A 14243-nucleotide genomic window follows, 5' to 3' on the forward strand; every position below is an offset into this window, starting at 1 on the left:
CCCGGAAGGCCCCACCATGACCAACCCGTTCGACGACGACAACGCCCAGTTCTACGTCCTCGTCAACGCCGAAGGCGAACACTCCCTCTGGCCCACCTTCGCCGCCGTCCCCGGCGGCTGGACCGTAGCCTTCGGCGCCGCCCCCCGAACCTCCTGCCTCCACTACGTAGAATCCCACTGGCTCGACATGCGCCCCAACTCCCTCATAGCCGCCATGGCCAACGACTCCTGACCCCGCGTCGGGGGACGTTTTGGTAGCGTCGGGTCCTCGCGAGGTGAGAGGTATTTTGTGGACGTCGATCCGGCTAGCTTGCGTGCCGCCGCAGTGGAGTTGACCAAACAGTCGAACAAGGTCGACGAGTGGGCCCGGCTCGGTGGTGCTGGAGCCGCCGGGCAACTGAACGGCCTTGCGTCAGCGGCCCTCTTCACCGCGGCCGATACAGCGAGCGCTCAAGCCAAGACTGTGATCAAGTCGCGGATCAAGCAGCTTGGAAATCTCCTGAATGTCTCGGCGGCGGCGTACAAGGACACCGATGCCGATGCCGCGGCACGACTTGCGAAGTTCGCTGATATGAACTCGATCGACGGACCCGCAGGGATCTACTGATGAGCCCAATTGTTATCCCAACCCGTGATCAGATTCTGTCGTGGGACGTTTCGGCGCTGAAGACCTTCGGCGAGAATGCCGGGAAGATCGGTGACGCGATTCTGCAGTCCTCCAATTATGTCTTCAAAACGATCCATGACGACCTTCACTGGCCGGGTGCTGCGAAGGGATCGGCCGAAGACCGTGCCGACCACGAACAACGGGACATGCGGGAGGTGGCAACTGCCTACTACAATTTGGAGGCCGCTTCAACCAAATTGTTTCAGGCAATCGAGTATTCGGTCGATCAGCTGAAGCAGACCATCCGGCTACGAGAAGTTGAGCCGGTGGTAATCGGAAACGATCAAGGCTGGACCGTATACAACTTGGAGGACGACGCCGAAGCCAAGCAACTAAGTGGCAGTCTGGTCGGACTGGCGACGACAATTGCGGAAGCCGACGAATTGTGGAAGCCCAAAATCCAGGAAGCGATCGACGACATCCTGAAGCTTGCGCCCATCGGCAATGGCACGGTGACCGGTGATCAGGCTCTGTCGCCCGAGCGGCAAGCCGCTGTCGACTACGCCAACGAATGGGCCTTGGGAAGAAATCCCGACTATCCCGATTATGGTGAAGCAGACTGCACCAACTTCGTTTCACAGGCGTTCCGTGCCGGTGGGTTCGATGACGAAGGTGATGGCGGTGTCCCGCGAATGCACCGTGCCGATGACGGACGCTGGTACTACGACGACGATACGCTGACATCCGACCCATCGCACACCTGGAGCGGTGCGCCGAATATGTATGACTACCTGACCCGTGACAATCCCAAGGACGGCACGCCGAGTGGCACGGACGTGCAGACCGGCACGATCCCCTCGACTACGGCATCCGCAGATCCGTTGGCGCTCAGTCGCGCTGGGTTGAAGCCAGGTGACGTCGTGCAGTACGAGCTGAGTGATGGGCGTAACGGAAATTCCGGAACGATCAACCACACTGCCATTTATGTCGGGCAGAAGCCCGTTACCCTCCCGAATGGACAGACCGTGATGGCGGATGTTGTCAACTATCATTCAAAGGACAACAAAGAAGTTCCGTGGACACTTCAGCAAGGTGGCGAGAGTTCGTTTCCGGTCAAGTATCACATGATCAAGGTGAACTATCCGGGAGAGCAGTAGTGACGAATTCCGCAAAGAAGCGGTTGGTCATCGCCTCGGCCACAGGCTTTCTCTTGCTGTCGGCCGTGGTCATCGGACTTTGGAACTCGGTGACGTACGGGTCGATGACCTGGATGTTCGCCCCGCCGCCACGAATCGACGATACGAAGTACTCCCGGATCGATTCCGCTCCTGAGGGCAGTGCGGAATACCTGCGGCTCAACGAGTTGCATGGGGGTCCTGTCCCGTCGGACAGGATGTGGCCGCTTCCGTTCGCGGTGGAGCGTTCTGTGCGTGGGTGTGACGGGACACCTTGGTTGCTCTATGTGCACGATTTCGGGGGAACGGTGCATCTGTACGGGCTGAACTCCGGTTGCGCCTGAGCTGCGTGAACAGTACGAAGCCCGCTTCGCCGTGGACGGCGGAGCGGGCTTCGGGGGTGGGTCAGGACTGGCGGACACCCTGTTCGATGCGCGCTCCCACTTCGGGGTCGATGTTCTTCCAGTACTCGAAGGCGCGGGCGAGGACCGGTTCGGTTACTCCGTTGAGGAGGTGGCCTACGACGTTGGAGACCAGGCGGTCTCGGGCGGCGTCGTCGAGGACGTCGCGGACGAGGGTGTGGGCCTGGCCGAAATCGCTGTCGTCGGGGCGCAGGGTGTAGGCGGTGCGGACCATTTCGCCGTCGGTGTGCCAGCCGACGACCGGGCCGGAGACGGTGGTGTCGGCGTGCGGGCCGCCCTTGGAGTTGGGGACGTAGACGGGGTCGGTGACGTTGGTGTATCGCATGGCGCCGTCTTTGGTGTAGCTGTGCACCGGGGCGGCGTGGGGTGAATTGACCGGCAGCAGAGTGTAGTTCGCGCCGATGCGGTGGCGGTGGGCGTCGGGGTAGGAGAACCAGCGGCCCAGCAGCATCTTGTCGGGGCTGGGGCCGGTGCCGCGCACCGCGTTGCTCGGTTCGAAGGCGGCCTGCTCGATCTCGGTGTGGTAGTCGGTGACATTGCGGTTCAGGGTCATGCGCCCGACCCGGATGAGCGGGTAGTCGCCGTGCGGCCAGACCTTGGTCAGGTCGAAGGGGTTGAAGCGGTAGGTCTTCGCCTCGTCGAACGGCATGATCTGCATGTGCAGGGTCCAGCTGGGGAACTCGCCGTCGCGGATGTGCTCCCACAGGTCACGGATGTAGTGATCGGTGTCGGTGGAGGCGTACCGGTCACCCTCCTCCTGGGTGAGGAAGTCCACGCCCTGATCGGACTTGAAATGGTATTTCACCCAGAACCGTTCGCCGCCGGCGTTGTACCAGAGATAGGTGTGGCTCGAATAGCCGTTCATGTGCCGCCAGGTCTTCGGGATACCCCGGTCACCCAGCAGCCACGCCACCTGGTGCGCCGACTCCGGCGACAGTGTCCAGAAGTCCCACTGCATGTCGTTGTCGCGTAAGTTGTTGTCGGCGCGGCGTTTCTGCGATCGGATGAAATCCTGGAACTTCATCGGATCGCGCATGAAGAACACCGGGGTGTTGTTGCCGACCAGGTCGAAATTGCCCGCGGTGGTGTAGAACTTGAGCGCGAAACCGCGCGGATCACGCCAGGTGTCCGGGCTCCCACGCTCGCCGGCGACCGAGGAGAACCGGGCCAGCATCTCCGTCTTCGTCCCGGGCTGGAAGACGTCGGCGCAGGTGTAGGCGCTGACATCGTCGGTCACCTCGAAGACGCCGAAAGCACCGCCGCCCTTGGCATGTGGCTGACGCTCCACCACGCGTTCGCGATTGAACTGCGCCATCTTCTCGATCAGATACGCATCGTGGAGCAGAATCGGGCCGTCCGGCCCCACGGTCAGCGAGTGCTCGTCACTGGGTACGGGAATACCCGCATCCGAGGTCGTGAAATTGCTGTCGCTCATTCCATCTCCTAATCGTCGCGTTCCATCGGCGGTGGGGTCCACTGTCCTTCCAGCGCGGACTGTTTCGGGGCGTAGAGGCGCAGGGTGAGGGAGAATTCGCCGGTGTCCGGAATGGGTAGCCAATTACCCTCGGGGACTTCGGTTCCCGGGTCCGCGTGCTGCACGATGATCTCCACCGAGCCGTCGCGCGCGGGCACCACCGGCGGGATGTGCCCGACCGAGTAGATCTGCGCCGGGTTGGGCACCAGGAACCCCTGGGTGTCGTAGGCGGTGATCGAGGCGAAGGCCTCGACCGGTGGCCACTGACCGGGCGCGAAGCGGATGCGATAGCGCAGCGGCACGCCCGCGTCGTCGGTGGTTGGCGCCGACCAGATGGTGGCGTAGAGGACGTCGCGGGTGGGTGCGAAGCCGGGGGAGCGCATGGTGAGCGCGGCCCGGCGCAGATAGTCGGTGCCGAAGTCGCTGAGCTGGGTGGGGATGTCCCAGCCGTGGACCATCCGGGCGGTGGGGTCGTGCCAGGTGTCGATGCGGTGGTGCGCCTCGCGCACGGCGGTGTCGAGGGCACTGTCGGGCAGTCCGTCGACGGTGCCGCCGGGGCGCACGCCGATGGTGGCCAGCTGCCGCATCATCGGTTCGTCGGCCCGGGCGGGCGGGTTGGTGAGCATGAGCCGGCACATCCGGTTGAGATAGGTGCGCCCGTCGAGCGCGGCGATCCGCTTGACCGGCGGTTCGGTGCCCCGGTCGATCTGGTGCACCCGGGTGACGGTGGCGTCCTGCCTGCCCTGTTCCCACAGCCGCAGCGGCACCAGCTTCATCTGCCGCTGCAATTCGTTGACCCGCGGTGCGTCCTGGGCCCCGTTGATCTGGAACCGGCCGACGATCGTCGACAGCGCCGTCGGGATGCGCAGCTCCACGGTGTGCGGGGGCGGCTTGCCCGACCAGTGGGGTCCGGCGATCAGATACGTGTAGGGCGGGCCGTCGGCGTCGACGGTGGTGCGCGGGTCCTTGCTGGTCAGGTCGTGCACGGTGTTGCCCCAGCCGTCGAGCAGCTGGAAGACCCAGTAGCGATCGGGCTCGGCGCCGGGGATCTGCAGCACCATCGGCTCCTCGGCCAGGTCCAGCCACGCCTGGGTGTAGACCATGTCGTGGCTGAGCCGGGCGACCCCGCGATCCAGCGGATCGGGCAGGGTGCTGTGGTCGAGCACGTTGGTCGGCGCGCTGACCGCCCGCATGATGTCGAGCATGATCATCGGATACCCGAAGATGTAGGCCTCAGTCGCCGTGGCGACCACATCGGGGGAACCGGTGGTGGTGCGGACCGCGGTGGGGAGGGGGTCGTCCCGGCCGCAGCCGGGCAGCGCGACGGCGAACGTGGCCGCCGCGCCGAGGCCGAACAGGGTGCGCCTGCTCAGCTCGTGGTGACCGTCCATCCACCCTCCGTTCGATGGCATCGAGCACCACCCTAGGACCGGGCGGCCGCGCGCTGCCTCACACGCAACGGGTGAAATCCGTGCTCAACCCAGCAGTACGCGCCGCATCAGGAAGCCGGTTCTGGCCCGGCAGGCGACCGGATCGTCGCCGAAGGCCTGACCCAGATCGATCACCATCGCGAAGGCCGCGTGCACCAGGAACCGCGCCTCGGCCGCCGACAGCGCGGGTCGCACATCGCGCACCAGCCGCGCCCATTCCTGCACGCTGAGCCGCTGGATATTGCGCAGCACCGCGCGCTCCTCGGCGGGTACGTGCCCGAATTCGGCGTAGTAGACCACGGCCAGCGCCCGCTCGTCGAAGGTGTCGGCGACGAACTGCTCGATGAGCTGGTCCAGCGCCGCGCCGCTGTCGCTGGTGCCGGCCACCGCGCGCCCGATCGCCCCGGACACCCGGTCGGCCGCGCGCCGGAACGCGGCGGCCAGGATGTCGGCCTTGCCGCGATAGAACCGGTACACCGCCGAGGCCGCCGAGAGCCCGGCCGCCGAGGCGATGTCCTCCACGCTGACGTTCGGGTATCCGCGCTCGTGGAACAGCTCCACGGCCTTGCGCAGCAGCAGTTCGTGCTTGAACGCCTCCGGGATGGCGAGCCTGCTCGACCGCTCACTCGCCGGGGCCGCGGGCGGCAGACCGGGACCGCTGAGCGCCATACAGGCCGAACCGAGCAGCTTGGTGAGGGTGCGCGCGGGCAGCGCGGCGTGATGGTCGGCGATGCTGGTGATCACACCGAGCATGGCGGTGGCGAGCATGCGCAGATCGGCGGGCGTGAGTTCGGGACGCAGGACGGAGAGCTGCTCGGCGAAGGCGACCAGGACCGCGCCGCGATGGTCGTCGAGGACCTGCCGGTCGGCCGGTTCGAGGTAGCGGCCCTCCCAGCGCACCAGGGTGACGGTGGCGCGATTCTCCACGGTGGCGCCGGTGAGGCCGGTGAGCATGTGCCGCAGTCGGTGCGCCGCGTCCACCGGGTCGCCGTCGATGTCGATCGAGGCGGTGAACGCCTGACCCACCCGCAGCAGTTCCTCCCGGAACAGCGCGTACTTGCTCGGGTAGTGGCGATACAGCGCGGCCGAACTGATGCCGAGCCCGGAGGCGATGTCCTCCATGCTCACCCCGTGGTACCCGGCGGCGCCGAAGGCCATCGCGGAGGTGGCCGCGATCTGCGCGCGCCGATTCTTCGGCCGCCTGCGTACCCCTTCCCCCGCCGCACCGTCGACTATCGACCCACGCGCCCCACCAGACTCGCCGATATTCATACGAGAAGTGTATTAGCCCTTGTGAGGAGGGCTTATCCGGGCATACCAGTCCAGCAGCGCCGGATCGTCGACGGCGCTGCGTTCGACCACCCGCGCCGGATCGGCGCCCTGGAACAGCTTCTTGATCGGCACCTCCAGCTTCTTGCCGGTGCGCGTGTGCGGGACGCCGGGGGCCGCGCGGATCTCGTCGGGAACGTGGCGCGGGGACACCTCGGTGCGGATCGCGTCGCGGACCCGCGCGGACAGGTCCTCGGTGAGTTCGGCGCCGGGCGCGAGCACGACGAACAGCGGCATCCAGTAGCCGCCGTCGGGCTGTTCGGCGCCGATCACCAGCGCCTCGGCGATCTCCGGGAACTGCTCGACCACCTGGTAGATGTCCGCGCTGCCCATCCGGATGCCGTGCCGGTTGAGGGTGGAGTCGGAGCGCCCGTGCACGACGACGCTGCCGCGCTCGGTCAGGGTGATCCAGTCGCCGTGGCGCCAGATGCCGGGATAGGTGTCGAAATAGGCGTCGTGGTAACGCTTTCCGTCCTCGTCGCGCCAGAAGGCGACCGGCATGGACGGCATCGGCGCGGTCACCACCAGCTCGCCTACCTCGCCGCGCACCGGCTGCCCGGCCTCGTCGTAGGCGTCCAGGGCGACGCCCAGATACGGCACCGACAGCTCACCCGGCCACACCGGCACCGTCGGCACACCACCGATGAACGCCGACACCACATCGGTGCCGCCGCTGATCGAGTTCACCTGCACGTGCTCGCCCGCGTTCTCGCCGAGCCACAGCGCGGTCGACACCGGCAGGGCCGAGCCGGTGATGCCGACGGTGCGCAGCGCGGACAGATCGTGGTCGGCGCGCGGCACCGAACCCGCCTTGATGCAGGCCAGCACATAGCCGGGACTGGTGCCCAGCACGGTCGCGCGAACCTCGGCGGCCAAGCGCCACAGCGCATCCGGCGAACCGGCGGTCGGGCTGCCGTCGTAGGTGACGATGGTCGACCCGGTGAGCAGCCCGGCGACCTGGAAGTTCCACATCATCCAGCTCGGGCTGGTGAACCAGAAGAAGGTGTCGGCGGGTCCGATGTCCGATTGCAGCGCAACGGCTTTCAGATGTTCGAGCAGGACACCGCCGTGACCGTGCACGATGCCCTTGGGCAGGCCGGTGGTGCCGGAGGAGAACACGATCCACAGCGGATGATCGAAATCGACCGCTACGGTGTCGATCACGCCGAAACTCTCGTCGGTGATCGCGGTGGACCAGGGCAGCGAGTCGGCGACATCGAGGCCGAGCTGCGAGACCGCGACGGTGGCGCGCAGGGTGGGCAGCCCTTCCTGGAGAGCGGCGATCTCGGCGCGCTTGTCGTGTTCCTTGCCGCCGAAACGATAGCCGTCGGCGGTGACCAGCACGACCGGGTCGAGCTGGCCGAGCCGGTCCAGCGCCGCCTTGGCCGAATAGTCCTGTCCGCAGGCGCTCCACACCGCGCCGATGCTCGCCGTGGCCAGGAAGGCGACGATCGCCTCGGGGATATTGGGCAGGTAGCCGATCACCCGGTCGCCCGGCTCGACGCCCTGATCCCGCAGCGTCCGCGCGAAAACCGCGACCTGCTCGATCAATTCGGCCCAGGAGACCTCGCGCGGTTCGGTGTCCTCGTGCAGCGCGATGATCGCGGGCCGGTGCGGCTGGGCCATCCGGATGATCTGGTCGACATAGTTGAGCCGGGTGCCGGGGAACCACCGCGCGCCGGGCATCTCCCGGGAACCGAGCACCTCGCCCGCCGTCGCGCCCAGTGCGAAGTAGTCCCACACCGCCTGCCAGAACCCGGCGACGTCATCGACCGACCACTGCCACAGCGCCCGGTAGTCGGGGTACTGCTCGCCGGTCCGGCGGCTCACGAACGCGGCGAAGTCGGTGATCCGTGCCGACGCGATGTCCTGGGCGGTCGGTTCCCACTGCGGTTGCACCGGATGTCCTCCTCGTTCTGGTTTGCGCGGGCCGGAACTGCCCCGTCGATGATTACCCCGGCGCGCGGGCGGTACTCGACCCGTGCGCCGGGTGCTGGTCAGCCGGGCAGTTCGGCCCGGCGCACGATCCGCTCCGCGTGCCGCAGCACCGGCGCGTCGACCATGCGGCCCTCGAACGCGAACACGCCCCGATGGTTGGGCACCTCGGCCAGCACCCGCCGCGCCCACCCGAGCTCGTCGGGGTCGGGCGCGTAACCCTCGCGGATCACCGCGACCTGGCTGGGATGGATGGCGACTTTGGCGTCGAAGCCGACGGCCACCGCGTCGAGCGTCTCCACGGCCAGTCCCTCGAGATCCTTGATGTCGAGGAAGACCGAGTCCAGGGCGAACTTGCCGAAGGCCTTGGCCGCCAGCAGGCTCGTCGACCGCACGTGCCGGGCGATATCGCGGTAGCTGCCGTCGGCGTGCCTGCTGGCATTGCCGCCGAGCCCGGCGACCAGGTCCTCGGCACCCCACATCACGCCGATCGCGTTCTCGACCGCCGCCGACTCGGCCACCCGGATCGCGCCCAGCGGCGACTCGATCAGCACGATCACCTCGTAGCCCGCCAGGTTCCTGACCTGTTCGGCCGATTCGCATTTGGGCAGCATGACGCGGCGGTAGCCGGTGTGGGCGAGGGTGGCCAGGTCGGCCGCGTGCTCCTCGGTGCCTGCCGCGTTGACCCGGACCACGGTGTGTCGCGGGTCGAGCGGGGTCTCCATCAGCGCGTTGCGCGCGGCGGTCTTGTCGCCCGCGGCCACGCCGTCCTCGAGATCGAGGATCACCACATCGGCCGCCGCGGCGGCCTTGGCGAAGCGTTCGGGGCGGTCGGCGGGGCAGAACAGCCAGGCCGGTCCGCTCGGTTGCCAGGTGCTCATGCTGTCGGCGCCTTTCTGACCAGGGTCTGCCGGACCGCCACGGCCACGACCACGCCGTGCTGGTTGCGCGCGGTGTGGGTGAGGCTGACGATGCCCTCACCCGGCCGGCTCTTGGACTCGCGCTTGTCGGTGACCAGCGTTTCGGCGTACATGGTGTCGCCGTGGAACAGCGGCGCGGGCAGCGACATCTCCGAGAATCCGAGATTGGCCACCAGCGTGCCCTGGGTGAGCTGGGCGACCGAGAGCCCGACCAGCGTGGACAGCGTGAACATCGAGTTCACCAGGCGCTGGTTGAACGGCGGCTGCGCGTCGGCGAAGGCCGCGTCCAGGTGCAGCGCCTGGGTGTTCATGGTCAGCGTGGTGAACAGGACATTGTCGGCCTCGGTGATGGTGCGCCCCGGACGGTGCTCGTAGATCGTGCCGATCTCGAACTCCTCGAACCACAGCCCCCGCTGCACGACCCGCCGGTGTTCACTCACAGACCCAGCTCCCTTGCGATCAGCATCAGCTGCACCTCCGTAGTGCCCTCACCGATTTCCAGGATCTTGCTGTCACGGTAGTGCCTGGAGACCGGGTATTCGTTCATGAAGCCGTTGCCGCCGAAGATCTGGGTGGCGTCGCGCGCGTTGTCCATGGCGGCCTCGCTGGCGACCATCTTCGCGATCGAGGCGGCCTTCTTGAACGGCTTACCGGCCAGCATCAGCGCGGCCGCGTCGTAGTAGGCGGTGCGGGCCACGTGGGCGCGCGCCTCCATCCGGGCGATCTTGAAGGCGATGGCCTGATTGCGGCCGATGGCCTGCCCGAAGGCCAGACGCTCGTTGGCGTAGCGCACGCTCTCGTCGACACAGCCCTGCGCGGCACCGACCGCCAGCGCGGCGATGGCGATGCGGCCCTCGTCGAGGATGCGCAGGAAATTCGCGTAGCCGCGGCCGCGCTCGCCGAGCAGGTTCTCCCTGGGTACGCGCACGTCGGTGAAGCTGAGCGGATGGGTGTCCGAGGCGTTCCAGCCGACCTTGTTGTAGGCCGGTTCGGCGACGAAACCCGGGGTGGAGGTCGGCACCAGGATGGTGGAGATCTCCTTCTTGCCGCCGGTCTGCCCGGTGACCGCGGTGACGGTGACCAGCCGGGTGATGTCGGTACCGGAGTTGGTGATGAACTGCTTGGCGCCGTTGATCACCCAGCTCTCGCCGTCCTCGACGGCGGTGGTGCGGGTGCCGCCCGCGTCACTGCCCGCATCGGGTTCGGTGAGGCCGAAACCGGCCAGCGCCTGCCCGCTGGTGAGCTGGGGCAGCCATTCGGTCTTCTGCTTGTCGTCACCGAAGCGGTAGATCGGCATGGCGCCCAGCGACACGCCGGCCTCCAGCGTGATCGCCACGCTCTGGTCGACCTTGCCGAGTTCCTCGAGCGCCAGACACAGGGCGAAGTAGTCGCCACCCATGCCGCCGAACTCCTCGGGGAAGGGCAGGCCGAACAGGCCCATCTCGGCCATGCCCGCCACGACCTCGTACGGGAAGCTGTGCTCGGCATCGTGTTTCGCCGACACCGGGGCGACCACCTGCTGGGCGAAGTCGCGCACGGTCAGGGCGAGCTGACGGTATTCCTCCGGCAGCGAGCCGGTGGACAGGTAGTCGGTCATGCGGGAGTTCCTTCGCTAACGGTCTCGGCGACAACGGTTTCGGTGGACTGGGCGAGCACCCGGACCAGTACCTGGTCGAGTCTCACCTGGGCGCCGGGCGCCACCAGCACCTCGACGGTGCCCGCGACGGGGGCGGTGAGCGCGTGCTCCATCTTCATGGCCTCGATGACGATCACCGGGTCGCCCACCGCGACGGTCGCGCCGTCGGCGACCGGGGCCGCGATCACCGAACCCGGCATGGGACTGCGGATCTCGGCGTCGCCGATGTGCGCGGCATCGCTGCGCACGCTCGCCTCGGCCACCTCGCGCAGCACTGCGACGCTTCCGCCGGTGCTCACCCACACCTGGCCGTCGGCCTCGGCGACGCGATGCACGCGCCGGAGTCCGTCCACGGTGAGGGTGAGGCGGTCGCCGTGCAGGGCGGCGGTGAGCGAGGCGTGTCGCGCCTGTCCGTCCGCGTCATCGGACTCGAGTCGCACCGTCGCGGATTCCGGTGTGCCCGTGAGGTAGACGTGGCGCACCTGGTCGCCCGCCGCCAGCCGTAGCACGGTCGGTGCCGGTGCGCCGAGCCGCCAGCCGGTGGGCACCGACCAGGGGTCGCCACCCGGAGCGGGCCAGCGGCGCAGCCAGTGATACGCCGCGGCGGCGACGAAGTCGTCCTCGGTGACGGTGGCGGGCCGGAAATCGGCGACCCGGCGGTCGAGCAGCGCGGTGTCGAGCCGCCCGGCCCGCACGTCGTCGTCGGCGAGCAGGAAGCGCAGGAACTCGATATTGCTGGTCACGCCGAGCAGCACGGTCTGTTCCAGGGCGCGGTCGAGCCGGGCCAGGGCGTCGGCGCGGGTGTCGCCGCGAGCGATCACCTTCGACAGCATGGGGTCGTAGTCGCTACCGACCACGGTGCCCTCGAGCAGACCCGAATCCACCCGCACACCAGGGCCTTCCGGCTCCGACAGGGCGAGCACCGTGCCGCCGGTCGGCAGGAAGCCGCGGCCCGGGTCCTCGGCATAGACGCGCGCCTCGATCGCGTGCCCGACCAGGTGGATCTCGTCCTGCGTGCGCGTGAGCCGCTGACCGGCGGCGACCCGCACCTGGCATTCCACCAGGTCGACACCGGTGACCAGCTCGGTCACCGGGTGCTCCACCTGGAGGCGGGTGTTCATCTCCATGAAGAAGAACTCGTCGGGCCGGTCGGCCGAGACGATGAACTCCACGGTGCCCGCGCCCACGTAGTCCACGCTGCGCGCGGTATCGCAGGCCGCGGCGCCGATACGCGCCCTGGTCTCGGGGTCCAGCAGCGGCGAGGGCGCCTCCTCGATCACCTTCTGGTGCCTGCGCTGCAAACTGCATTCGCGTTCGCCCAGATGCACCACATTGCCGAACTTGTCGGCCAGGATCTGCACCTCGATGTGGCGCGGCCGCAGGACGAAACGCTCCAGGAACAGTGTGTCGTCGCCGAAGGCGGCACTCGCCTCGCGCCGGGCGCTGACCAGGGCGGCTGGCAGGTCCTCGGGCCGGTCGACCCGGCGCATGCCCTTGCCACCACCACCGGCCGACGGCTTCACCAGCACCGGATAGCCGATGTCGGTGGCGGCGGTGATCAGCTGCTCGTCGTCGAGACCGGGCTCGGCGAGACCGGGCACCACCGGCACCCCGAAGGCGGTGACGGTGTGCTTGGCGGTGATCTTGTCGCCCATCACCTCGATCGCCTCGGCCGGCGGGCCGAGGAACTCGATGCCCGCGTCGGCCAGCGCCGCCGCGAACGCCGAATTCTCGGACAGGAAGCCATAACCCGGATGCACCGCCTGCGCGCCGGACCGGATCGCGGCATCGACGACCTTCTCGATCGACAGGTAGCTCTCGCGCGCGGGCGCCGGACCCAGCCGCACCGCGACATCGGCCTCGCGCACGTGCCGGGCGCCCGCGTCGGCATCGCTGTACACCGCGACCGAGCGAATACCCATGGCGCGCAAGGTCTTGATCACACGCACCGCGATCTCACCGCGATTGGCGACCAGCACGGTGTCGAACTCGACGGGAGTGGAATTGTTCAGCATGTCGCTCACATCCGGAATACGCCGTAGGAAACGGGTTCGAGCGGCGCCTGCGCGCACACCGAAAGGGCAAGGCCGAGCACGGTTCTGGTGTCGGTGGGTGCGATCACGCCGTCGTCCCAGAGGCGCGCGGTGGCGTAGTACGGGTTGCCCTGGGTCTCGTACTGCTCGCGGATCGGGGCCTTGAAAGCCTCCTGGTCCTCGTCCGACCACGGCTTGCCCGCGCTGTCGAGCTGATCGCCACGCACGGTCGACAGCACCGAGGCCGCCTGCTCGCCACCCATCACCGAGATGCGCGCGTTGGGCCACATCCACAGGAAGCGCGGCGAATACGCGCGCCCGCACATGGAGTAGTTGCCCGCGCCGTAGGAGCCGCCGATCACCACGGTCAGCTTCGGCACCCGCGCGCAGGCCACCGCGGTGACCATCTTGGCGCCGTGCTTGGCGATGCCGCCCGCCTCGTAGTCGCGCCCGACCATGAACCCGGTGATGTTCTGCAGGAACAGCAGCGGGATCTTGCGCTTGTCGCACAGTTCGATGAAATGCGCGCCCTTCATGGCGGATTCGGCGAACAGCACGCCGTTGTTGGCCACGATGCCGACCGGATGCCCGTGGATGCGGGCGAACCCGGTGACCAGGGTCTTGCCGTATTCGGCCTTGAACTCGTGGAATCCGGCCTCGCCGTCGACGATCCGGTCGATCACCTCGCGCACGTCGTAGGGCGTGCGCGGGTCGACGGGAACCACGTCGTAGAGCTCGTCCTCGGCCTTGGCAGGCGGCGTGCTCGGCAGCACCTCCCACGGCGCCTCGGGCTTGGGGCCGAGCGTGCCGACGATCTTGCGCACGATGCGCAGCGCGTCGCGGTCGTCGTCGGCGAGGTGGTCGGTGACGCCGGAGGTGCGCGAATGCAGCAGGCCGCCACCGAGTTCCTCGGCCGTGACCACCTCGCCGGTGGCCGCCTTCACCAGCGGCGGACCGCCGAGGAAGATGGTGCCCTGGTCGCGCACGATGACGGCCTCATCCGCCATCGCGGGCACGTACGCGCCACCGGCGGTGCACGAGCCGAGCACTGCCGCGATCTGCGCGATGCCCTTGGCGCTCATGTTCGCCTGGTTGTAGAAGATGCGGCCGAAGTGCTCGCGATCGGGGAACACCTCGTCCTGGCGGGGCAGGAAGGCGCCGCCGGAGTCGACCAGGTACACGCACGGCAGATGGTTCTGCGCGGCCACCTCCTGGGCGCGCACCCGAAACTGCTGGTCCTCGGCATCGGTATCACCGCCGGTGTCGCCACCCAGGCACTGAG

13 protein-coding genes are annotated in these 14243 nt (G+C 67.9%); 4 read left to right on the forward strand and 9 right to left on the reverse strand.

What is annotated here, in order from left to right; translation table 11 throughout:
- Window positions 1-16: 16 nt before the first annotated feature.
- From ACWEMY_RS05680 to ACWEMY_RS05695, 4 genes are read left to right on the forward strand one after another with little or no spacing between them, the layout of a single operon-like run.
- Entirely contained in the window at window positions 17-232 is a 216-nt protein-coding gene (locus ACWEMY_RS05680; protein ID WP_336084317.1) for an MbtH family protein, read from the forward strand.
- A 57-nt stretch (window positions 233-289) separates the two neighbouring features.
- Window positions 290-607: a hypothetical protein gene (locus tag ACWEMY_RS05685; RefSeq protein ID WP_452389026.1), complete on the forward strand. Its 318-nt coding sequence runs from the start codon at window positions 290-292 to the stop codon at window positions 605-607.
- The gene (locus ACWEMY_RS05690) at window positions 607-1764 is read left to right on the forward strand and encodes an amidase domain-containing protein (RefSeq protein WP_452389027.1); all 1158 of its coding nucleotides are present in this window, start codon (window positions 607-609) and stop codon (window positions 1762-1764) included. The genes ACWEMY_RS05685 and ACWEMY_RS05690 overlap by 1 nt, the downstream gene beginning before the upstream one ends.
- Window positions 1764-2126 carry a hypothetical protein gene (locus tag ACWEMY_RS05695; protein WP_452389028.1) on the forward strand — a complete coding sequence of 121 codons (363 nt, stop codon included), beginning with the start codon at window positions 1764-1766 and terminating at the stop codon, window positions 2124-2126. The genes ACWEMY_RS05690 and ACWEMY_RS05695 overlap by 1 nt, the downstream gene beginning before the upstream one ends.
- Before the next feature lie 61 nt (window positions 2127-2187).
- Here ACWEMY_RS05695 and ACWEMY_RS05700 read toward each other — a convergent pair whose 3' ends face one another.
- From ACWEMY_RS05700 to ACWEMY_RS05740, 9 genes are all read right to left on the reverse strand, one after another.
- Window positions 2188-3639, reverse strand: a complete 1452-nt coding sequence (locus ACWEMY_RS05700; RefSeq protein WP_452389029.1) for a catalase — start codon at window positions 3637-3639, stop codon at window positions 2188-2190.
- Window positions 3640-3647: 8 nt separating this feature from the next.
- Window positions 3648-5069: a DUF1254 domain-containing protein gene (locus tag ACWEMY_RS05705; RefSeq protein WP_452389030.1), complete on the reverse strand. Its 1422-nt coding sequence runs from the start codon at window positions 5067-5069 to the stop codon at window positions 3648-3650.
- Window positions 5070-5153: 84 nt separating this feature from the next.
- Window positions 5154-6380, reverse strand: coding sequence for a TetR/AcrR family transcriptional regulator (locus ACWEMY_RS05710; protein WP_452389031.1), 1227 nt, complete (start codon window positions 6378-6380; stop codon window positions 5154-5156).
- Window positions 6381-6392: 12 nt separating this feature from the next.
- Window positions 6393-8336, reverse strand: a complete 1944-nt coding sequence (locus ACWEMY_RS05715; protein WP_452389032.1) for an acetoacetate--CoA ligase — start codon at window positions 8334-8336, stop codon at window positions 6393-6395.
- A 98-nt stretch (window positions 8337-8434) separates the two neighbouring features.
- Complete coding sequence (locus ACWEMY_RS05720) at window positions 8435-9253, reverse strand: HpcH/HpaI aldolase/citrate lyase family protein (protein WP_452389033.1); 819 nt, start codon at window positions 9251-9253, stop codon at window positions 8435-8437.
- The gene (locus ACWEMY_RS05725; protein WP_375930120.1) at window positions 9250-9732 is read right to left on the reverse strand and encodes a MaoC family dehydratase; all 483 of its coding nucleotides are present in this window, start codon (window positions 9730-9732) and stop codon (window positions 9250-9252) included. The genes ACWEMY_RS05720 and ACWEMY_RS05725 overlap by 4 nt, the downstream gene beginning before the upstream one ends.
- Complete coding sequence (locus ACWEMY_RS05730; RefSeq protein ID WP_375930119.1) at window positions 9729-10889, reverse strand: acyl-CoA dehydrogenase family protein; 1161 nt, start codon at window positions 10887-10889, stop codon at window positions 9729-9731. Before ACWEMY_RS05730 ends, ACWEMY_RS05725 begins: the two co-directional genes overlap by 4 nt.
- Window positions 10886-12943: an acetyl/propionyl/methylcrotonyl-CoA carboxylase subunit alpha gene (locus ACWEMY_RS05735; protein ID WP_452389034.1), complete on the reverse strand. Its 2058-nt coding sequence runs from the start codon at window positions 12941-12943 to the stop codon at window positions 10886-10888. The genes ACWEMY_RS05730 and ACWEMY_RS05735 overlap by 4 nt, the downstream gene beginning before the upstream one ends.
- A 5-nt stretch (window positions 12944-12948) precedes the next feature.
- A partial coding sequence (locus tag ACWEMY_RS05740; protein ID WP_452389035.1) for a carboxyl transferase domain-containing protein occupies window positions 12949-14243 on the reverse strand: 1295 nt, incomplete at its 5' end.

Source organism: Nocardia sp. NPDC004415 (genome assembly GCF_053602435.1).